Annotated in this window: 24 protein-coding genes; 14 read left to right on the plus strand and 10 right to left on the minus strand. The window is 50.1% G+C overall.

Annotation, left to right across the window (positions count from 1 at the left end; translation table 11 throughout):
* Positions 1-219 (plus strand): hypothetical protein (locus ACR0QV_RS06380; RefSeq protein ID WP_432635531.1); only part of this gene is annotated, 219 nt, incomplete at its 5' end.
* A 228-nt stretch (positions 220-447) separates the two neighbouring features.
* On the opposite strand, the gene ACR0QV_RS06385 is transcribed toward ACR0QV_RS06380, so the two are convergent.
* The 4 genes from ACR0QV_RS06385 to ACR0QV_RS06400 all read right to left on the minus strand — a co-directional run bounded on the left by ACR0QV_RS06385 (position 448) and on the right by ACR0QV_RS06400 (position 4,137).
* A complete protein-coding gene (locus ACR0QV_RS06385; RefSeq protein WP_432635533.1) occupies positions 448-1,662 on the minus strand; it encodes an iron-containing alcohol dehydrogenase in 1,215 nt (404 codons plus the stop codon).
* Positions 1,663-1,741: 79 nt separating this feature from the next.
* The gene (locus tag ACR0QV_RS06390; protein WP_432635535.1) at positions 1,742-2,674 is read right to left on the minus strand and encodes an NAD-dependent epimerase/dehydratase family protein; all 933 of its coding nucleotides are present in this window, start codon (positions 2,672-2,674) and stop codon (positions 1,742-1,744) included.
* Between the two features lie 46 nt (positions 2,675-2,720).
* Positions 2,721-3,650: an HAD family hydrolase gene (locus ACR0QV_RS06395; RefSeq protein ID WP_432635537.1), complete on the minus strand. Its 930-nt coding sequence runs from the start codon at positions 3,648-3,650 to the stop codon at positions 2,721-2,723.
* Between the two features lie 46 nt (positions 3,651-3,696).
* Positions 3,697-4,137 carry a DUF302 domain-containing protein gene (locus ACR0QV_RS06400; protein WP_432635539.1) on the minus strand — a complete coding sequence of 147 codons (441 nt, stop codon included), beginning with the start codon at positions 4,135-4,137 and terminating at the stop codon, positions 3,697-3,699.
* 127 nt (positions 4,138-4,264) lie between these two features.
* Here ACR0QV_RS06400 and ACR0QV_RS06405 point away from each other — a divergent pair, with 127 nt between their 5' ends.
* The 12 genes from ACR0QV_RS06405 to ACR0QV_RS06460 all read left to right on the plus strand — a co-directional run bounded on the left by ACR0QV_RS06405 (position 4,265) and on the right by ACR0QV_RS06460 (position 13,732).
* Positions 4,265-5,494, plus strand: a complete 1,230-nt coding sequence (locus ACR0QV_RS06405) for a multidrug effflux MFS transporter (protein WP_432635541.1) — start codon at positions 4,265-4,267, stop codon at positions 5,492-5,494.
* Between the two features lie 120 nt (positions 5,495-5,614).
* Complete coding sequence (locus tag ACR0QV_RS06410) at positions 5,615-5,992, plus strand: MerR family transcriptional regulator (protein WP_432635543.1); 378 nt, start codon at positions 5,615-5,617, stop codon at positions 5,990-5,992.
* Between the two features lie 7 nt (positions 5,993-5,999).
* Entirely contained in the window at positions 6,000-6,539 is a 540-nt protein-coding gene (locus tag ACR0QV_RS06415) for a flavodoxin family protein (protein ID WP_432635545.1), read from the plus strand.
* A gap of 9 nt (positions 6,540-6,548) precedes the next feature.
* Positions 6,549-7,274 carry a carboxymuconolactone decarboxylase family protein gene (locus ACR0QV_RS06420; RefSeq protein ID WP_432635547.1) on the plus strand — a complete coding sequence of 242 codons (726 nt, stop codon included), beginning with the start codon at positions 6,549-6,551 and terminating at the stop codon, positions 7,272-7,274.
* Between the two features lie 138 nt (positions 7,275-7,412).
* On the plus strand, positions 7,413-7,817 hold the full coding sequence (locus tag ACR0QV_RS06425; protein WP_432635616.1) for a cupin domain-containing protein: 405 nt from the start codon (positions 7,413-7,415) through the stop codon (positions 7,815-7,817).
* Between the two features lie 13 nt (positions 7,818-7,830).
* Positions 7,831-9,585, plus strand: a complete 1,755-nt coding sequence (locus ACR0QV_RS06430) for a 1-deoxy-D-xylulose-5-phosphate synthase (protein ID WP_432635549.1) — start codon at positions 7,831-7,833, stop codon at positions 9,583-9,585.
* Between the two features lie 8 nt (positions 9,586-9,593).
* Positions 9,594-10,193, plus strand: coding sequence for a flavodoxin (locus ACR0QV_RS06435; protein ID WP_432635551.1), 600 nt, complete (start codon positions 9,594-9,596; stop codon positions 10,191-10,193).
* Positions 10,194-10,219: 26 nt separating this feature from the next.
* Entirely contained in the window at positions 10,220-10,873 is a 654-nt protein-coding gene (locus ACR0QV_RS06440; protein WP_432635553.1) for a DUF4405 domain-containing protein, read from the plus strand.
* A complete protein-coding gene (locus tag ACR0QV_RS06445; protein ID WP_432635555.1) occupies positions 10,867-11,487 on the plus strand; it encodes a flavodoxin in 621 nt (206 codons plus the stop codon). The genes ACR0QV_RS06440 and ACR0QV_RS06445 overlap by 7 nt, the downstream gene beginning before the upstream one ends.
* A 99-nt stretch (positions 11,488-11,586) precedes the next feature.
* Positions 11,587-12,087, plus strand: a complete 501-nt coding sequence (locus tag ACR0QV_RS06450) for an RNA polymerase sigma factor (RefSeq protein WP_432635557.1) — start codon at positions 11,587-11,589, stop codon at positions 12,085-12,087.
* Positions 12,080-12,553, plus strand: coding sequence for a hypothetical protein (locus tag ACR0QV_RS06455; RefSeq protein ID WP_432635559.1), 474 nt, complete (start codon positions 12,080-12,082; stop codon positions 12,551-12,553). The genes ACR0QV_RS06450 and ACR0QV_RS06455 overlap by 8 nt, the downstream gene beginning before the upstream one ends.
* 9 nt (positions 12,554-12,562) lie before the next feature.
* Positions 12,563-13,732, plus strand: coding sequence for a cytochrome c biogenesis protein (locus ACR0QV_RS06460; RefSeq protein ID WP_432635561.1), 1,170 nt, complete (start codon positions 12,563-12,565; stop codon positions 13,730-13,732).
* A gap of 61 nt (positions 13,733-13,793) precedes the next feature.
* Here the strand turns inward: ACR0QV_RS06460 and ACR0QV_RS06465 are convergent, their stop codons facing one another.
* The gene (locus ACR0QV_RS06465) at positions 13,794-14,474 is read right to left on the minus strand and encodes a mechanosensitive ion channel family protein (protein WP_428054526.1); all 681 of its coding nucleotides are present in this window, start codon (positions 14,472-14,474) and stop codon (positions 13,794-13,796) included.
* Positions 14,475-14,533: 59 nt separating this feature from the next.
* Between ACR0QV_RS06465 and recG the strand changes: the two genes are divergently transcribed.
* Positions 14,534-16,630 (plus strand): ATP-dependent DNA helicase RecG, encoded by a 2,097-nt coding sequence (gene recG, locus ACR0QV_RS06470; protein WP_432635563.1) that lies wholly within the window; start codon positions 14,534-14,536, stop codon positions 16,628-16,630.
* Positions 16,631-16,637: 7 nt separating this feature from the next.
* Here recG and ACR0QV_RS06475 read toward each other — a convergent pair whose 3' ends face one another.
* From ACR0QV_RS06475 to ACR0QV_RS06495, 5 genes are all read right to left on the minus strand, one after another.
* Positions 16,638-17,345: a hypothetical protein gene (locus tag ACR0QV_RS06475; RefSeq protein WP_432635565.1), complete on the minus strand. Its 708-nt coding sequence runs from the start codon at positions 17,343-17,345 to the stop codon at positions 16,638-16,640.
* 92 nt (positions 17,346-17,437) lie between these two features.
* Positions 17,438-18,940 carry a methionine--tRNA ligase gene (metG, locus tag ACR0QV_RS06480; RefSeq protein ID WP_432635567.1) on the minus strand — a complete coding sequence of 501 codons (1,503 nt, stop codon included), beginning with the start codon at positions 18,938-18,940 and terminating at the stop codon, positions 17,438-17,440.
* A gap of 12 nt (positions 18,941-18,952) precedes the next feature.
* On the minus strand, positions 18,953-19,957 hold the full coding sequence (holB, locus tag ACR0QV_RS06485) for a DNA polymerase III subunit delta' (protein WP_432635569.1): 1,005 nt from the start codon (positions 19,955-19,957) through the stop codon (positions 18,953-18,955).
* Positions 19,957-20,574, minus strand: a complete 618-nt coding sequence (gene tmk, locus ACR0QV_RS06490; protein ID WP_432635571.1) for a dTMP kinase — start codon at positions 20,572-20,574, stop codon at positions 19,957-19,959. Before tmk ends, holB begins: the two co-directional genes overlap by 1 nt.
* The gene (locus tag ACR0QV_RS06495) at positions 20,574-21,173 is read right to left on the minus strand and encodes a KdsC family phosphatase (RefSeq protein ID WP_432635573.1); all 600 of its coding nucleotides are present in this window, start codon (positions 21,171-21,173) and stop codon (positions 20,574-20,576) included. Before ACR0QV_RS06495 ends, tmk begins: the two co-directional genes overlap by 1 nt.
* Positions 21,174-21,202: the final 29 nt, after the last annotated feature.

The following is a 21,202-nucleotide window of genomic DNA, read 5'->3' on the forward strand; positions in this document are numbered from 1 at the left end:
CTCTACGATAAACAGCGAAAAAGCAACAGCAAAAACGACAACAGATGCCGGATAAAAACCTTCCGGGATGACGATAAGGGAAAATTATTTTCCTTTTTGGTGTCATTCCCGAAGGTTGTAGTCGGGAATCTGTTTTTGCTGTTGTTATACCCTTACGAAACGACAGATCCCCGACAAAAACACTCGGGGATGACAAAAGGGAAAAAGGCCTCTTATTAAAAAAGAGGTCATCCTGAATTTATTTCAGGATCTACTGCTTGGGTAGTTAGTTGTTATCTAAAAAGTCATTCTGGAAGGTTTCTGTCCAGAATCTAATCCTTATTTCATAACAACAGATCCTGGAACGCTCCGCGCCGGCTAACTTTCCAGGATGACGACAACAACAAGGCAAAAACAAACATCAAAAAGCCCCCAGTTGTCCGGGGGCTTTTTTGTGCCAAGTAAAACTTATTTGTGGCAGGGTTTAAGCGATTCGGTGTAAATCGCGCGGACGGCGTCCTTCGTGGCTGCGGTAGGAGCCAAGCCCAACAAACCGTCCAAGGACGGCGTATTGAACGCCAATTCCACGAGTTTATCCACATCCTCGGCCTTAAAACCTTCGTCCAGCAGTTTATGCGTAGAACCGACGGAGAAGAGCCATTTTTCCACTCCTTCGGCCACTTTTTCGGCTTCACAGCCACAGCCTTTTAAGCCGGGCACGATAGGCGCAAGCACATCGGCCAAGGTCGCCGGGCGGGCGGGATAAATGTTCTTTAACACCGCCGGCAGTAACATCGCCAAGCCCAAGCCGTGCGTCAAGTTCGGGTTCACACCGGAAAGCGGGTGTTCCAACGCGTGCGTATAGTGCAACATCCCGTTATCAAACGCAATACCGGCCGCCAACGCCGCATAGGCCAAGAAATAGCGCGCTTCCAAATTCTTGGGGTCTTTTAAGGCCACCGGCAGGTATTCGGCCACCAATTTGACTACGGAAATAGCCAAATCAATCGCAAACGGGGAGGCTACTTTCGTGGTGGCGGCTTCTACCACGTGGTTGACCGCGTCAATAGACACATAGCGGGTCTGGTTTTCGGCGAGGCCCGTCATCAAGGCCGGGTCGTCAATAGAATAGAGCGGATAAATGCAATCGTACGCAATGGCCGGTTTGAAGTTTTTTTCTTCAATGCTGACCACGGCAAAACGGTTGGCTTCGGAGCCGGTACCGTGCGTGAGGTTAATCGCAATAACCGGGGCGGCCTCGGTCGGCGTAAATTGGAAGGTATATAAGTCTTCGGCGGTTTTGCCCGGATATTTGAGCAAAATAGCCGCGCTCTTACCCGCGTCAATGGCGGAACCGCCGCCAATGGCGATAACCGCTTGCGCGCCGAAATCGTGCGCCATTTTTACGGCATCGTTGACGTGGTGGGTATTCGGGTTCGGCGTTACCTGGTCGTAATGCACATACTGCATCCCCGTGGCTTCAAACGCTTTGGTAACGTGGTCCCACGCGCCTGTTTTTTTGTAGGCGCCGCGCCCGGTCATTACTAACACTTTGTTAATACCGCGCGCTTTTAAATCTTTGCAGATATCGGCAATTTTGGCAATGGCACCCACGCCAAAATAAACCAACGTACGGCTGCGAATTTCGCGAACTTCGTTGATATTAATGTCCTTTTCCCACATACTTTCCCCTCCTTAATATGGTTACTTCTTCCCCCATAATATAGCATAATTCGGGGCGGAGCGGAAGCGTACAAAAGGATTATTTTTTAAGGCTGTGCCACAGGCGGGCAATCCCCGTTTTTAGCGTTACGCGCGGAGTAAAACCCAAGCGGGAAATTTTGGAAATATCGGCCGACGAGGTGCGCACATCGCCCGCGCGGCTGGGTGCAAAGGTGCGGGCCAACTTTTGGTGCGTGGTTTGTTCAATCAGGCGCAGCAGTGCAAGCAGGGAATAACTTTTCCCGCAGGCAACGTTATACGTTTCGCCGGGCACGCCTTTTCGGGCTGCCAAAATATTGGCGCGGGCCACATCTTCTACGGCGATAAAGTCGCGGCTTTGCCGCCCTGTGCCATCTATGCGCACGGGCTCGCCGTTTAGGGCGCGCTGTAAAAATTGGGCGATAACCGCCGCATACGCGCCGTTAGGGTTTTGTCCTGCCCCATAGACGTTAAAATAGCACAAGCAAACCGTTTCTAACCCATACATTTGCGTATAAAAACGGCATAACTCTTCGCCGATTTGTTTGGAAAGCGCATAGGGCGAACCGGGACGCTTGGGCGAGGTTTCCTTGCACGGTTTAGACGAAGTACCATACACACAGCAGGACGAGGCAAACACCACGCGTTTTATGCCTGCCTGGCGGGCGGCTTCCAACACGTTAAGCGTGCCGGACACGTTAATTTGCCAAGTTAATTGCGGTTCCTCTACCGAGCGGGGCACCGAAACAAGCGCCGCGTGATGGAGCACATAATCGGCCCCTTGAAAGGCTTTTAAAAGGGCGGAAAAGTTGCAAATATCGGCTGAAACAATTTTAATTTTTTGCTGAACGGAAGATAAATTGGAAAGAGAACCTGTTGAAAAATCGTCCACCGCCACTACTTCTTGCCCGCGGGAGACCAGTTCTTTAATAATATGCGAGCCGATAAACCCCGCTCCCCCGGTAACGACCCATTTTTTGGCTTGTGCGCGCACAGACGGCTCCTTTCATAAAGTTATGCTTTATTATACTTTTTTAGCGTTACGGCTGCACGGCGGTGTAGGACGGAATATAATAAGTGGAAAGTTTTTGCACCGACGGCTGGTCCTTGGCGGAGTGCGTATCAAAAATACCCGCCGTAGGGAAACCTGACTGACTGGCGGTAGTCAGCGCGTAGAGGGCATCTTCCGCCACCAAGGTACGCTTTTTTGGCGTGCCTAATTTTTTAAGGGCGGCTTCATAAATAACAGGCGTTCTTTTGCCCGCGCCCACCTCGTCGCACGTTAAGATAAAATCAAAATAAGGCAATAGTCCCGTGCGCTTTAAAGCGGCTACGGTTAATTCTTTGTCCGAAGCGGTTGCCACGCACATCTTCACGCCCTCGGCTTTCAAGCGGCGCAAGAGTTCCGGCACGCCGGGCTTGGGCATAATGGTATGGAAGTACCGCTCGCGGATAGGGGCCAGCGTCAGGCGCAAAATTTCCTCGGGCGATTGGGGCAAGTTATATTTTTCTTTCACGAGTTTGGCCCCGTCCATTAGCGACAGTTGCGCCAACTGGTCGTTAAATCCTTCGGGAGGATTAATCCCTTGCGTGCGCAAAAAGTTCACGCCGGAATTTTCCCACGCCCATAAAGAATCCAAGAGTGTTCCGTCCAAATCAAAAATAACGGCGTCAATGTCCTTCTTGCCGGGGAAAACCACCGGGCGAAACGGCGTTTGTACCGTTTGCACCGTTACAGCCGGAACGGCTACCGGGCGCAAGAGCAAAGAAGATACTTGCGGGCCGACCGAAAGCCGCAACGGCGGCAGAGACGGGATTTTTACCCCGGGAACGCGGAACGGTTTGGGAACTATTCCCGTAGCCACTTTGCCCGGCACACGCACGGACGGCAAACGCTTCTGCGCCGCCGCAAACGGGGAACAGAAAGCCAGCAAGGTAAAAACCGCAAGATAGGAACAAGTACGCTTCATATATATATTGTACCTGTTTCAGTTAATCCCCGGCAAGCCAAGGCGGCTACTTTTTGCGCGGGGCAGGTTTACACGCACGGTGGGAAATATTTTCCATAATATGCTCTAAATACACCAAGGGCACCGTTTTTTTAACACCGTAGCGCTTCATCACGCTTTCCACCCGTAGGTAAGCAAGCCACACCTTTCCGTCCGCATCCTCCCATACGCTAATGCGCAGCGGGAGCAATACGGATAAGGCCTGCTGCAACAAAAGCAGTTGGGCGCGCATAGCCGGGGAACCCGCCAAAATGGTATAGGTGGGGCGGAGTTTAACGCCGCAGGCGGCGGCCTCTTGGGCGTGGTCTATAATTAAACTAATGGGGATACTTTTTTCCCGCAAGATACAGCGCACGCGCTCTACGGTTTGCTTGGCACTAAGTGCACTTTGTACAAGGTAAATTTCTTTTTCCATAGCGTTTGTCTTCTTTTCGCCGGATTTCTGCATAAGTCCTCCTAACCGAGTTTACCGGTTGCAAATTATTATTATACCCGCCGTTTCTCCCCCCGCCAAGCCCAAAAAAGGATTAGTTTAAACGGCTCTGTTTTGGCTCCAAAAAAGTTACAATATAAGTATGAAACACAACAAAACCTGGCAGGGAAACTCCGCAAAAAGGCGCAACACGGCCTTTTTTTTATTTGTCTTTCTGGGTATGCTGACGGCCTTCGGCCCGTTTGTAACCGATATGTACTTACCCAGTCTTCCGGCGATGACGTCGTTCTTTAACACCAATGCTTCTATGGTGCAGTTGGGGCTGACGTTTTCTATGCTGGGGCTGGCCGCCGGGCAAATTATCTTCGGCCCGTTAAGTGATAAATACGGGCGCAGAAAACCCTTGTTAGTCTCTATGGTGCTGTTTTTATTATCCACGGTGGCCTGTATTTTTGCCCCCACCATAGAAATCTTTGTATCCTTGCGATTGATACAGGGCTTGGCCGCCGCGGGCGGGATTGTCATTTCCCGCTCCATTGCTACGGATAAATTCAAATCCGCCAGTTTAGCCAAGGCCTTGGCAATCATCGGGGCGATTAACGGCATTGCACCCGTAGCCGCGCCTGTTATCGGCGGGGGTATTTTAAAGGTAACCGGGTGGCAGGGCGTATTTGTGGTACTCTTGGTTGTCGGCATTATGCTCACCGGGGCGTGCTTGCACTTTAACGAATCCTTATCCCACGCCAAACGCTCCAAGGAAAAACTTTCCAAAACCTTTGGGCTTTTTAAAAATGTCTTCCAAAACCGCAAATATATTTTCTGCGTATTGGAGCAAGCCTTTGCGCTGGGCATTTTGTTTGCGTATATTGCGGCTTCGCCGTTTATCATACAGGAGCATTACGGATTTAGCCCGCTGGCGTTCAGCCTGTTTTTTGCGGCCAATGCGGTGGCTATCGGCATTGGGGCAGGGCTGTCGGTTAAATTTAAACGACAGGAAAACTGCATTTTAACCAGTTGTTTGGGGATGCTAATTTGCAGTATTTTATTAAGCGCGGCCTTGTTTGCGGACGCTTCCATTATCCTGTTTGAAGGACTACTTTTTGTACTGCTGTTTATGGCGGGGCTTTCCTTTACGGCGGCAACTACGCTTGCGATGGACGCCGTACGCGGGCAGGCGGGCACAGGCTCGGCCGTGTTGGGCGCGGCGGGTTTTTTATTCGGCAGTATTGTTTCCCCGCTGGTGGGCCTTGGCAATATGATGCACTCCGCCGGAATTACCTTTGTTATCTGTGCGCTAGGCGCCTTAATATGCGGCCTGCTGGGCACCCAAAAGGGGCGTTCTGCGCAAACTGCCGCTACAAATCCTGCCTAAAAACAACTGCTTTTAAAGAGGCTCCCTTCATCGGGGGCCTTTTTTATTTTCAAATTACCCCTTGACTTGGAGCCAACTCCAAGGACTAAAATATATATACAGATGTAAAAGGAGGCGAAGATGACCATTTCGGAAGTGAGCGAAAAATACGGTCTGCCCGTGGATACCCTGCGCTATTACGAAAAAGCCGGGCTTATCCCCCCTGTCAACCGCAAGAAAAGCGGCGTACGCGATTACACCGAAAAAGATTGCGGCTGGGTGGAGTTTATCAAGTGTATGCGCGGGGCGGGACTATCCATAGAAACGCTTACGCAATATGTGGCGCTCTACCGCAAGGGCAATCGCACCTTGCAAAAACGCAAGAACCTGCTGATTGCCGAGCGCGACCGCTTGAAACAACACATTGAAGAAATGCAAAAAACGCTGGAACGCTTGAACCATAAAATTGCGATTTACGACGACAGAATCGTCGCCTGTGAGAAAAAACTTTTAAAGTGAGGAAACTATGTCTAAAAATGTATTAATTATTTCCGCCAGCCCCAGAAAGGGCGGCAATTCCGACCTGTTGTGCGACCAATTTTTACAGGGGGCCCTGGATGCCGGGCACCACGCCGAAAAAATTGCCTTGCGCGAGCATAAAATTAACTACTGCTTGGGTTGCGGCGTTTGCAACACCGCGCACAAATGCGTGCAAAAAGACGATATGGCCGAACTCTTAAACAAAATGGTGGAAGCGGACGTAATCGTTTTGGCTACGCCTGTTTACTTTTACAGTATGGACGGCCAGTTAAAGACGTTTATTGACCGCACCGTCCCGCGCTATACCGAAATTTCCAATAAAGATTTCTACTTTATTGTTGCCGCCGCCGACACCAGCCATAAAAATATGCAACGCACCTTGGAAGCCCTGCGCGGATTTACCGAGGGCTGCCTGGACGGCGCCCGCGAAAAGGGCATTATCTACGGTACCGGCGCTTGGCAGAAGGGCGAAGTGAAAAACCTGCCCGTCTTTAAAGAAGCCTACGAAGCCGGAAAAAATTGCTAGGAGGATAAAATGAATAAACACATTACTGGAATTGTAGCCGCGGCCACTTTATTAGGTGCCGCCAATGCCGAGGGCTATGACTGGAACGAAGCCCGCCAAAATTTAACAGTTAAACGCCAAAGTTTGGCCGCTGTGGCCGCGTTTAGCGCGGTGGGCGATTTGAACGGACTGGAAAAAGCCTTTGATAACGCCCTTAATAACGGCCTAGCCGTAAATGAACTAAAAGAACTTGTCCTGCAACTGTATGCTTACACAGGTTTCCCGCGCTGTTTAAATGCGGCCGCCACCTTGGAAAAGGTAGTTAAAGCCCGCCAAGCCGCCGGAAAAGAGGATTTAACCGGGCCCGAACCGCAAAAAATCCCCGCGGGGACCGATAAATACGAACTCGGCAAAAAGAACTTGGAAGTATTGGTTGCGGGGCCGCTTCCCAGCCACCCGGCCGCCTTCATCCAAGATACGGATACTTTTTTAAAGGAACATTTGTTCGCGGATATTTTTGCCCGCGGCGTACTGACCTACCAAGAGCGCGAAGTCGGCACGGTAGCCGCCTTGGCTGCGCTGGCCAACGTAACCCCACAATTAAAAGCGCATATGAATTTGGCACTTAACGTGGGCGTTACCCCCAAGGAAATGGCGGGGATTATGTCCGTGGTAAAGGACAGCGTCGGCAAAAAAATTGCGGTGTACGGTTTAAAGGCGATGAACGACGTACTGGCCGCACGGGCCGGAAAATAGGCCTTGACTTGGAGCAAACTCCAAGGTATATACTTTATAAGACAGATGAAGAAATTAATCAAACATTTAAGGTTTGCCGGGTGCTTGGGGCTACTTGTATTGGCCGCTTGCACGCCGGGCAAACCGGGGGATGAAAGTATGAAGAAAGCACCGATTGATACTGTATTTGCACAAGGGAAAGTAAACCCTTACGGCAAATATTTTACGGGTACCACCTACTTAACGATGTTAAGCGGGCGGGACAACACCTTTAACGCGCCGATTGGCAACGTAACCTTTGAGCCCGGCGCCCGCACCAACTGGCACAAACACGACGGCGGACAAATCCTACTCGTGTTAAACGGCGAAGGCCGCTACCAGGAAAAGGGCGGCGAAATCCGCGTGTTAAAGAAAGGCGACGTGGTACGCATTGCACCCGGCGTTATCCATTGGCACGGTGCCGCGCCGGACAGTTGGTTTGTGCATATTTCTGTGGAAACCAACGCCCACCAAAATGGTTCCACCGCTTGGTTGGACCCGGTAACGGATGAAGAATATAAGTAAGGATTTTTAAAAAATGAACGTATTAAACAAAATTAACGAACCGAAGGATTTAAAAAATCTCTCTTTGGAGGAATTAACCTCCTTGGCGGACGAAATCCGCCAAACCTTAATCGTCAAAGTAAACGCCACGGGCGGGCACTTTGGCCCGAACTTGGGCTTTATTGAACCCACGATTGCGATGCACTATGTGTTCAATTCGCCCGAAGATAAGTTTGTGTTTGACGTGTCGCACCAATGCTACCCGCACAAAATGCTGACCGGACGCAAACAATATTTTACGGACCCGGCCCACTATGGCCAAATCTCCGGCTACACCAACCCGCAGGAAAGCGCGCACGACCACTTTGTGGTAGGCCACACCTCTACCGCCCCCAGTTTGGCAGTAGGCTTAGCGATGGCGCGTGATTTAAAAGGCGAAAAGAGCAACATCGTGGCCGTCATCGGCGACGGTTCTTTAAGCGGCGGAGAAGCCTTTGAAGGGTTAGACAACGCAGGCGCATTAAAGAGCAACATTATTATTGTGGTAAACGATAACGAAATCTCTATCGCCCCCAACCACGGCGGCTTGTACGGCAACTTGTCTCTCTTGCGCCAAACCAAGGGCAAGGCCGAGTGCAACTATTTTAAAGCCTTGGGCTTTGATTATGTATATGTGGACGACGGTAACGATTTAGCGTCCTTGATTGCGGCTTTCAAACAAGTAAAAGACACTACTCACCCCACCGTGGTACACTTGCACACGTTAAAGGGCAAGGGTTGCGCCGAAGCCGTAGCCAATAAAGAAGCCTTCCACTGGATTATGCCCGGCACCTTGGACCACAAACCCGCTCCGGCCCCGCAGGAAACATACGATTCCGTAACCGTGGACTATATGCTTAAAAAGCGCGCGGAGGATTCTTCCTTCATCGTGCTGAACCCGGCCACGCCCGGTGCCGTCGCCTTAACGCCCGATGTGCGCGCGAAACTTGGCAAAGGGTTTGCCGATTTGGGCATCGCCGAAGAACACGCCGTAGCCGCTTCGTCCGCCTTGGCCGCGGGTGGAGCCAAACCGGTGCTGGCTGTTTTGAGTTCCTTTATCCAGCGCACCTACGACCAACTGTCGCAAGATTTGGCGCTTAACAAAAATCCGGCCACCATTTTGGTTTATTGGGGCGGCATTTCCGCCGGGGACGCCACGCACTTGGGCACCTTTGATATTCCCTTAATTTCCAATATTCCCAATATGGTTTACTTGGCTCCTACATCCAAGGAAGAGTATTTGGCAATGTTGGATTGGTCCGTCAACCAAACGCAATACCCGGTGGCTATCCGCGTGCCGTTTGCGCCGATTTCTCACGCCACCCGCCCCGTAGAAAAAGACTACTCCGTCTTGAACCGCTACGAAGTGGCGGAAAAAGGTTCCCGCGTAGCCGTTATTGCGGCGGGGTCCTTCTTCCAACTGGGCGAAAAAGTCTGCGCCGAACTCAAAGCCAAACTGGGCATTAACGCTACGCTTATCAACCCGCGCTATTTAACCGGACTGGACGAAGAGGTGCTCAACAACCTTAAAAAAGGCCACGAACTGGTGCTCACGCTGGAAGACGGCGAAGTAAACGGCGGCTTTGGCGAGAAAATCGCCTCCTTCTACGGAAACAGCGAAATGAAGGTGCTCAACTTCGGCTCTAAGAAGGAATTTACCGACCGCGTATCTTTGGATGAACTCTATGCGCGTTACCACTTAACGCCGGAATTAATCGTAAAAGATGCGGCCGCTTGCTTAAAGAAATAGGAGGAAATATGCACAAAGTAAGCAGTATCTTATTTTCAGGGATGATGTTTTTGTCCGTTGCCGCCTGCGGTAACGGTACAGCGGACACCGGGGCTTCTTCCGCCCCCGCCGCCAAAACGGCTCCGCAAAAGGAACATAAAGTGTTGGTGGCCTATTATTCCTATTCGGGCAATACGCAGGCCATAGCCAAGCAAATTGCCCAATTAACGGGCGGAGATTTGTTTGAAATTCAAACCGTTCAAACCTATCCCGCTTCCTACAACGACCTGATTGACCAGGCCAAAAAGGAAATTAACGCAGGCTACAAACCGGAACTTAAAAACAAAGTAACCGATATTTCCAAATACGACGTCGTTTTTATCGGCTCGCCCAACTGGTGGGGCACCTTTGCCCCGGCGGTAGGCTCGTTTATCGCCCAAACTGACCTGAAAGGCAAAACCGTGGCCCCGTTCTTTACGCACGGGGGCGGCGGTATGCAACATTGCGAAAGTGATATGCGCGGCCAACTGGCGGGCTCTACCGTAGCAAAAGGGATTACCTTCTCCGGCCGTTCTTCGGGCGCACCCCAAGAAGCGCTTGAAAAATGGGTCAATAGTGTAATAAAATAAACTACCCTAAAACAAGGAGAACGGTTATGCAACGGATTATTCGCATTAGTGTGGACATCAGCATAACCGTTCTCTTTTTGTTATGCCTGTGCTATCCGCGCACGGGCAACCGGGTGCACGAAATTCTGGGCGTTGGTTTATTTGCCCTTTTTATATGGCACAACCTGTTAAACCGGGGCTGGTACAAAACGCTTTTCCGCGGGGCGTGGCCAATGAAACGCATCGGCTGGGCCGCCGTTAATCTATTGTTACTGGCCGATATAATTGGGCTAGGTGTTAGCGGGATAATGCTCTCGCGCGACGTGTTTGCCTTTTTGGGGTTATCCGGCAGTTGGAGCGCCAAGCAGTATCATACGTTTTTTGCTTACTGGGGGCTCCTCTTGGTAGCCGTACACTTGGGACTGCACTTAAAGCAACTTTTTGCTCCAATTACCTTAAAATTTTCCGCCAAAGCACGCGAGCTTATACACGGGGCCGCCGCCTGCATCATACTGGCGGGAATATACGAATTTATTTCGTTTCGGTTATTTGAGCGGTTAGCCTTTCAAGCGTTCTTTTTAAGCGTCCCCGAACAGATGACCCTGCCGGGGCTATTTGCACGGCTGGCCGTCATTTTGCCCGCCATAGCCCTGCTGACGCATTACATCATCAACATTAATTTAAAGGAGAAAAAATGTTAAAAGTAATCTTATATATCGTGGTAATTTTAGCCGTCATCGGCGGCGCAATCGCGGGCTTTCACCAATACCGCGTCGCCCGCTACAACCAAAAGGATTTATCCGCCTTTGCGGGGGAGCAAATCCCTTACACGGGCAAATTGGGCAAGGTGCTGGTGGTGTATTATTCGCTTACCGGGCACACGCAAAACATCGCCGAACAAATCGCGCATTTTACAGGCGGAGATTTGTACCGTATCCAAACGCAGGAAACCTTTAAGTTGGGCCCGGCCTTTTACGCCCAGGTAAAAAAGCAACTTAAAACCCACGAATATCCGGCTCTGGCCGAAAGCGCCCCCGATATGAGTGCGTACGACATAATTTTTGTAGGGGCCCCCATTTGGTGGTACACGGCGGCTACGCCCGTTTGGCAGTTCTGGCAGGAAGCAGACTTTAAGGGCAAAAAAGTAGTTCCCTTTTCTACCCAAGGCAGTAACTACGGGACCTATTTTGAGGACTTTAAAAAACAGGCCCAAAACGCCCAGGTGTTAGACGGCGCGGCCTTTAATAACGTGGATGAAAAATACCGCCAAGCCGAAACCAACAAAATTATTTCTTGGTTAAACAGTTTAAAATAGTTTTGCTCCCGGTCTTAAAAAGGCCGGGATTTTTTTGTCCTCCATAAAAGATAAAATAATAAGTGTGATACTTTTGTTAGTCAGGCATATTCTATATAGATGACGTCATTTGAAGACCTTTACAATACTTATTTTAAGCGGGTGTACGCGTATATTTTTTCACGCGTGCGGAACCACGCCATAGCCGAAGACTTATGCGCCGCCTCGTGGAAGAACGCTTATGAGCATTGGGCTTCGTATGACGCACAAAAAGGCGAATTTACCCAATGGATTTTTACGATTGCGCGTAACCAAACCAATATGTATTGGCGGCTGTATTGGGTAAAAAACGTGTTTTCGCTGGCGGAGGAGGAGCAGAATCCCGTTTCTGCGGGGCACTCCCCGCTAACAGAACTGGAACAGGATTTCTTCCGCCAAGACCTGACAAAGGCCCTCGGCAAGTTATCCGCCCGGGAGCGGGATTTAGTGGCCCTTAAATTTTATTCCGGCCTAAACAACCGGCAAATCGCGCAACTATCCCAATTAAGCGAATCCAACGTGGGCACGATTGTAAACCGTGCCATAACCAAAATGCGCAAATGGATGAAGAACTATGACTAAACAACCTTGGCAGGAACGCGCCGCACAAACCGATTTTGACCCGCAGGGCCGCGCCCAAGCGCGCGTGTGGACCCGCTTACAGGAGCGTCCAACCCACCCCTGGAAACGCTCCATAGCGTGGGGCGTTTGCGCCGCCGTATTGCTTGCATTAGGGGCCCTGACGGGCGCACATTGGAGCGCAAGGGAATACTCCGCTCCGGCTACTAGCACCGCACAGCCGCAAATGCTCCAATGCAAAAAATCCGGCCCGCAATTTTTGCTCTCGGCCGAAATTACCTGCGACGGCAAAAATTGCTCCTGCACCAAAAAGTGGACGGATTGCACCTGCACCAATTCCACTTGTGTGCACAGCAAAACCTGCCATTTAAAACTAACCGATTTCTACCAACAAGACCCCAAAACCTTGTTGGACGAAAATTCAAAAATTCAATCAGCCGGGCTGGCCGCGTGCCAGACCCAATGTTAGGAGTGAGAAATGATTAGCCGTATCATTAAGCCATTATTACTTACGCTCGCGTTTTTTGCCGCTTCGTTCGGCGCGTGGGCCAAGCCGGTGGACGCCGTATTGTTCACTTCGCCTTACTGTCCGCATTGCCGCCACTTAAAGCAAGACGGCTTCCCGAAGGAATTTGCGGAAAAATACAAAGGCCAAGTCCGCCTGACCGAGTTTGACTTGACCAAAGACGCCAACAACGTCCTTTTTTCGCAGACGTTAGAGGCCTATCACCTAGATAATGCCGGGATTCCTATGCTAATCGTGGGCGAGACCGTTTTGCAAGGCTACCCCACCCAAATCGGCCCCGGGGCGGATGCCGCCGTACAAAAGGCGATAGAAAACAACGAGGAAACCCGCGTGCCCGGTTTGCAAAAAGAGGAAGATACCCTGCAAACGCACGAAACGCTGTTTAGCCAAATCACGCTCTGGGCCATTATCGGCGCGGGGCTTGCCGATGGGGTCAACCCGTGTGCGTTCGCGGTAATCGTGTTCTTTGTGTCCTTTTTGGCGGCCTATAAATACACCAAAAAAGAAATTATTGTCGTGGGTTCGGCCTATTGCTTGGCCGTATTTTTGGCCTATGTGTTAATGGGGCTCGGCGCGTTCCACATTTTGTACGCAATGAAGGCCTTCCGCTATGTAACCTTGGTGGTACAATGGGGGATGGTGGGGCTGTGCGGTGTGTTTTTACTGCTGAGCATTTACGACTTTGTGGTTTACCAGCGCACCAAAAAGTCCGAAAAAATGCTCCTGCAACTGCCCACTAATTACAAGGTTTATATCCATAAAGTAATGCGCTTCTTCTTAAAGGATAAGCACAGTTCTATGTGGCGGCTCCTGTTGGCGGCGTTTATTGTGGGCTTTGTGGTCTCCGGCGTGGAAGCCGTATGCACCGGACAGGTTTATTTGCCGACGATTGTGGTTATTTTGAAGGAAGTAAACCAGCATTTCTGGCGCGCCACGGAGTTTTTGCTCCTGTACAACTTGATGTTTATCTTGCCGCTGGTGCTCGTATTTGTGCTTACGCTGTGCGGCAAAGAATCAGCCACGTTTAACGAGTGGCTCAAAAAGCATTTGGGGCTTACCAAGTTCTTGCTGTGCTGTGTGTTCTTGGGCTTGCTTATCTTGCTACTCGCCACAATGTTTTAAACTTGTATAGACAAAAAAATCCCGGAGCGCATTTACCGCCCCGGGATTTTTTCAGACAAATTTATTTTTCTTCTTTTTTAAACAAGTCGCGCAAAAATTCAGCCACCAATTCTTTGGAGCCCAACCCTACGCCGATACCAAAGGCCAATCCTAACGAAGCCAGCACAATAATTACCACATTATTTACCAACTGGTTGGCAAAGCCCAAGTTTTCCACCGCCACGAGCGCGCAGAAGAACACAATAAACGCATTGACCGCACGGGAGATAAAAAACCCGCCCTTTAAGTTGTTGGCCTTAGCGGAGTTTTCAATAATATTCCCCATCAATTTGCCAAACAGCAAGCCCGCAAACAAAATCAGCACGGACACAAAGAGCGTGGGGATAAATTCCAAAAATTGCGTAAACAAGTTGCGGATAATCGCCAAGTGGAGCACATCCGCCGCCAATACGATGGCGTAAAAAATTACCGCCCAAGCCAGCACAAACGAAATGATGTACGTCGGCGATTTGCCCAACCCAAAGCGCACGCACAATTCGTTAATGCCGAGTTTAGAGGTTTTGTCATCAAACGAAATTTTGTTTAAAATCTTTTTGGCATAAGAGCCCACAAAGCGGGAAATGTACAACCCCACCACCAAAATCAAAACAGCGCCCACCAACGCGCCCAATACCTTCAAACTGCTCTGCCCTACCTGCAATAAATGTTCACTAACTTGCGCGGAAATTAATTCCAAATCCATAAAATGTCCTCCTTTTTTTAAATTGTAGCATATATTATTTGTAAAATAAGTATATAGGTATGACGACAAGCACGCAAATCCAATATTTAAAGGGCATCGGCCCAGCCAAAGCAAAACTGTTTGAGCGGTTGGAAATCCAAACCGTAGAGGACTTACTGCATTATTATCCGCGGACATATCAGGACCGCCGTTTAAACTCCACGCCCAACGAATACAATTCCGAATCTCTCGTGGTTTTTAAAGGCCGCGTGTTGCGCACCCAGCAAATTCCGGCCCGCAGCGTGCTGATTTTTAAGGCGTTTTTAGAGGATGAAAAGGGCCATCAAATTGAATGCACCTGGTTTAAAAAACGCACCTTTAAGGCGTTCCGCTTTGACCCGTTCGGAACGCTTAAAAAAGATTTTCATATCAACAGCGAAGTGTGGATTATCGGCAAGCGCGAGGACAAAAACAATTTCTTCGGCAATAAAGTTACCGTGGACGAACATTATCCCGCGGAAGATGTTTTGACAAAATTGCACGCGGGCCGCTTAACGCCCATTTATGGGCTTACCGAGGGGCTGACCAACAAGCAATTTAGGCAATTTGTGTATGAGGCCCTGCAAACGCCCTCTTTGGCGGCCGAGCCCGAAGCCTTGCCCCCCACCTTGCTTGCCAAGCGCAAACTGTTAAGCGCCCCGCAAGCCTTAAAGGCCATCCATTTCCCCAACTCCATTGCCGAGTTGGAAAGCGCCCGCGCACGTTTGGCGTACGAGGAGTTTTTGCTTCTGGCTACGGCTTGGGGCATTAAGCGCACGCAAACAAAAATTTTAGCAAAAGATTATTCCTACGAAATCAAAAAAAATCTTTTAACGCCGTTCCGCGAGCAACTGGGCTTTGATTTTACAAACAGCCAAAAAAAGGTTATCAACGAAATTTTTAAAGATTTATGCTCCCCGCGCCCAATGAACCGCCTGTTGCAAGGCGATGTGGGTTCCGGCAAAACGGTGGTGGCCTTGTGCGCAATGTTGCTGGCCGTAGAAAACGGCTACCAAGCCGCGCTAATGGCGCCGACGGAGATTTTGGCCGAACAGCATTTTTTAACCTTTAAACGCATTTTAAAGGGGTTAAAGGTAAACTTGGCGGTGCTCTCGTCCAGCACCAAAGCCGCGGCCAAAAAGAAAATTTTAAAGGAACTGGCCGAAGGAAAAATTGATATTTTGGTGGGCACGCACTCCGTCATACAAGACGATGTAAAATTCCACAATTTACGCCTCGCGGTCATTGATGAACAGCACCGCTTCGGCGTGAAGCAGCGCAGTAAACTAAAAGAAAAAACCGCCAAGTTGGACCTTTTGACAATGACGGCTACGCCTATTCCGCGCACCCTGGCGCTTGCGTTCTACGGCGATTTGGATGTTTCCACATTAAACGAACTTCCCCCCGGCCGCCAACCGATTAAAACGGAATCGGCCACTTCTAAACTGGCCTACGACCGTGTGCGAGAGGAAGTGGAAAAGGGGAGACAGGCGTACATCGTTTTCCCGCTCATTGAAGAAAGCGAAAAAGTTTCTGCCAAGGCCGTTACGGAAGAATTTGAAAAATTAAAAAAGGTATTCCCAGATTTCCGCCTGGCTATTTTGCACGGGCAAATGTCCCAAGCGGAAAAGGAAAGCGTAATGGCCGATTTTGCCGCGCACAAAACCGATATTTTGGTGGCTACCCCGGTAATTGAGGTAGGCATTGACGTAAAAAACGCTACCGTAATGGTCATTGAAAACGCAGAGCGCTTTGGGCTGGCCAGTTTGCACCAGTTGCGCGGACGCGTGGGGCGTGGCGAGCACGAAAGTTTCTGTATTTTGGTACCCCAGCACGCGGGAAGCATTGCCAAGGAACGTGTGGACATTATTTGCGCCACGCGCGACGGCTTTAAAATCGGCGAGCGCGATATGCAGTTGCGCGGACCGGGCGAAATTTTAGGCACGCGCCAAAGCGGCGAACTGGAATTTAAAGCCGGGGATATTTTTCAGGACCGGGATATTTTATACCAAGCCATTGAGGACCGCGACGAACTGCTGGCGCAGGACCCCGCTCTAACAAAACCGGAACACTTTTTATTCCGCCAAAAACTGACGGAACTCTACCAAAAGAACTGGCACCTGATTGATTTAAGTTAGCCTAAAATTAGTTGGAAAGCACAGCCGCCGCGGGAACGGTAACTGGCTCTTGCAAGGTGGATTTTTCCGGTACAGAAACAGCCGCGGGAGCGGGAACTGGCTCTTGCAAGGTGGGTTTTTCCGGCGCGGGAACGGGCGTCGGGGCCGGAGTGCTTTTGGGAGCCGTAGTTTGTTTGCAAAAAGAAAGTAACCGCTTGGGCGTTTGGCGGCGGCGGTTTAAGGCTTTTTCGCTCGCCCCGTGCTGAACCAAAAAATCATAAATAGCCCGGTTGCAATTTAACGCGGCCAAGTGTAGCGGCGTATTGCGGTCGCTGGCGGGCGAAGTGCGGCTGCCGCGCGGGGCATTAACCAAATACTCAAACAAATCCGGCTCCACCTCGTCCATAAACGCAAAAAGCATACGCAGCATTGCTTCGTCGTTATTGATAACCGCCAAATGAATAGCATTGCCCTCATCGGTGCGGACATCCAAGCGGGAAAAACTATCCGCCAGCAACTGCGCCATTTTGACGTCTTTATTTTTTACAGCCGCCAAAAAGGCCGTTGTCCCGCCGGGCTCTTCCACAAACACCAAGGTTTTGTCCGCGCGAATCATTTCCTCCGCCTTATCCGTATCACCAGAACGCACCACGGCAAAAAACGACGCGCCCAAAATGTCAGCCCGGGCAGCCGCCGTACACATTAAAGCAAGCAAGAGGAGGAAGAATTTTCTCATAAGGTTAGTGTAATCTATTTTACCCCAATTAGCAAGGGATAAAAAAGCGGCACGCCTGTTTATAAGCGTGCCACCCGAAAAACATCTCTATTTTATTTATCCAAACGCGGGAAGAGCGGAGCGTACTTTTCAATCTTGCCGGGCAGGAGTCTTCTCTGCATTTCCTTGGCAATCGTCGGCATAAACGGCTCCAACCACACCGCCACTTTGCGCAGGCAGGCCACTAGTTCCAGCAAAACAGCCTTGGCGGCTTCCACATCGTGCTTGGCAAGTTCCCACGGTTTTTTCTCGTCCACCAGTTTGTTCAATTCGCTGGCATAGCCGTAAATGTTTTCAAGCACTTTATCAAAGGCCAATTCGTCATAGGCCTTATCAATGGCTTCGTCCACCTCGTTGGCGTGCGCGAGCAATTTGTAATCGCCTTCAATTTTTTCCGGCAATTCGCCAATGTTTTTGGCCGCCATATTAAGCGTACGGGAAAGCAAGTTGCCGATGTTGTTGGCCAAATCGGAATTATAACGGTTTTTGAAACTCGTCATAGAAAAGTCCCCGTCCTGGCCAAAGGGAACCTCTCGGAATAAGAACGCGCGGAGCGGGTCCACGCCGTATTCGGCGGCCACTTTGGCGGGGTCCACAATGTTGCCCAAGGACTTGGACATCTTTTCCCCTTCCACCGTCCACCAGCCGTGGGCAAACACCTTTTTAGGAAGCGGCAACCCGAGCGCCATTAACACAGCGGGCCAAATAACCGTATGGAAGCGGAAGATTTCTTTGCCCACCATATGCAAATCAGCCGGCCACAAGTCTTCAAACTTATCGGCCTTGATTTGCTTTAATTGCGCTTCGTGCAAGGTTTTATCCTCGCAAATGTGTGTGCCGTAGCCCGCGGCGGAAATATAGTTAATAAGAGCGTCAAACCATACATAAATGGTATGTTTGGGGTTGCTTAACACCGGGATACCCCACGCCACTTTGGTACGGGTAACGGACAAATCCTGCAAGCCGCCCTTAACGAAGTTAATAATTTCGTTGGCGCGGTATTTGGGGCTTAAAAAGTCCGGGTGTTCCTCGTAATATTTTAAGAGGGGTTTTTCGTAGCGGGAGAGTTTAAAAAAATAGGTTTCTTCGTGCACTTCGGTCAGCGGTTTTTTGTGAACAGGGCAGAGGTTGCCTTCCAAAATTTCGCTTTCGTTGTAATATTGTTCGCAAGACAAGCAATATTTACCCGAATAGGAGCCCAAGTAAATATCGCCGCTTTTTAATAATTTTTCAAAAATAGCCTGCACCACTTGCTCGTGTTTTTTGTCGGTGGTGCGGATAAAATCGTCATAGGAAATATTAAGCAGTTTCCACAATTCTTTGTATTTGGCCGAAACTTGGTCCGTCCACTCTTTGGGCGTTACGCCGGCGGCGGCGGCAGATTTTTCAATATTGGCGCCGTGCTCGTCGGTACCCGTCAAAAACCGCACGTCAAAGCCTTTTAAGCGTTTGTAGCGGGCCAGCACATCCTGCGCAATCGTCGTGTAGGCGTGCCCGATATGCGGAACCGAGTTCACATAATAAATAGGGGTGGTGATATAGAATTTCTTAGTCATATTCTCTCCGTATTAAAAAATCTGCAAGTTTAAACCGTCCAAACTCATTAGAGCGGTTTCCAACACCAGCGCGGGGGATACGTTCCGCCCGATACTGCGTTTATAATTTTCAAATCGTTTTAGCATTGCCTGATAAGCATATTGCTTGTTTTCGTCTGGCTCGTTTATCCAGGCTTGGTGCAAGGCCATTATCAGCACGTCCAAAATAGCCTGCGCTTCCTGCCTGGCCGTTACCAAGGTGCGGGAAAGCCCCGCCGCCACGCCGCTGGGTCCCTGCGGGGTGCCAAAGCCGCCCGCCTGCAACAAATCCAACGCTTCCGCGGCCTTTAACGCACCGGAGACCGAGCCCGCGCTGTACTTGGCGCACAAGTCCGCATTGGACACATCGGCCTGCGTTTTGGTTAAAATGTCTTTGACGTTTTCCAAGGATAACGGTGCAAACGATAAGGGCTGGCAGCGCGACAAAATCGTCCGCAACATAGCCGCGCGCTTATTGGTAATTAAAATCCACACCGTCTTGGCGGGCGGTTCCTCAATAAATTTTAAAAGCGCATTGGCCGCCGCGCCCTGCATTGTTTGGGCTTGGTCAATAATCAGCACCTTCCACCCGTTCCCCACCGCCTTTTGCTGGGATTTGGCGGTAACATCGCGGATGGTATCTACGCTGATGTGCTGCTGTTTGGTAATTTCCTTTTCCAGTTCCTCGGCGTAGCCCTTGCTGGTAAAATCTTTTTTTACTTCTAGCCGTGCCTGATAGGTAAAATCTACGAACGTTACATCCGGGTTTGTGCCTTTATCAATAGCCTCGCAGTTGGCACACACGCCGCAGGCATCGCCGTTTTGGCGGGCGGTTTCGTCCAAGCAATTAAGCGCCTTGGCAAATTCCAGCGCGGCCAAGCGTTTGCCCACCCCGTCCGGACCAAAAAACAAAAGAGCCCCCGGAACCTTTTGGCTCCGGACCAGTTGCTTTAAGTACGAGGAGGCTTTTTCTTGCCCCAAAATATCGGCAAACGGCATTAGTCTATAATATGGCGTTCCAACAGCAGTTGGCGCACTTGGTTTTGAATTTCGTCTATATGTTTATCTGCATCTACCAAATAGGCATTGGGTGTGGTTTTAACCATTTCCAAATACCCTTGGCGCATTTTTTGGCGGAAGGCGATGTCTTCCTGTTCCAAACGGTCCGAAAATAAATATTCGCCGCGTTCGGTAAAATACTTATCCGACATTAAAAATACAAGCGTCAAATCGGGCTGTAAACTAAGCGAAGCCACTTTATTTAAAGCATCAATTACTTTTAAATCAATGCCCCGGCCATACCCCTGATAGGCGCAGGTGGACATTGTATAACGCTCGCAAATGACGGTTTTACCGGCTTCCAGCGCGGGCAAAATCTTTTCCTGCGTATGTTGGGCGCGGGAGGCTTCATACAGCATTAACTCCGCCATTGGGCGGATATCCAGCCCCGGTTCCAGCACAATCTGCCGGATACGCTCCGCCGTAGGCGTGCCGCCCGGCTCGCGCGTTAAAATTACCTCGTGCCCGCACTCCACCAGCCGGTTATAGAGCAACTTGGCTTGGGTGGATTTGCCGCAACGGTCCGGCCCCTCTAAAACAATAAACTTGCCTTTCATTACGCAATGCCTTCCTGCGACGTAACGATTTCCAACTGAGATTTTTTGTTTACCTTCCAGGCGGAATTATTCACTTGGTCCAAAAGCGGGGCCAATTTGCCTTGGGCGTTTAAAATAAAATCAATAATCTCGCGGTAGGCGCCGTCCCCGCCGTTGCGCTTGGTAACGTAATGCGCGCAATTTTTGACTACGTCTAGCGCGTTGGGCACGGTAGCCGCAAAGCCCACAGCCTTTAAAAGCGGCATATCGGTAATGTCATCGCCGATATACGCCACTTGGTCAGGCGTAAGGCCTTCCTTCTTTAAAATATCGTTCAGCGGCCCCATTTTGGTCAAAAACCCTTGGTACATATATTTGTAGCCCAAGTTGCGGGCGCGGTCCACCGTGGTCGGGTGGCGGCGGCCCGTAATAATGCCGCACACAATATTTGTACTGTTACAAAGCATTACTGCCAAGCCGTCCTGCGTGTTAAAGGATTTAAATTCGTCTATTTTGCCGTCGTCCCGTACGAAAAAGTTTACTTTTCCGTCCGTTAAAATACCATCTACGTCGGTTAAAATGGCCCGGATTTTGCGGGCACGTTCTATTGCTTGTTCCATATATAAGGTATTATACAAAATATCCCCCC

This window comes from Candidatus Avelusimicrobium sp. (genome assembly GCF_050873505.1).
Lineage (GTDB): Bacteria > Elusimicrobiota > Elusimicrobia > Elusimicrobiales > Elusimicrobiaceae > Avelusimicrobium.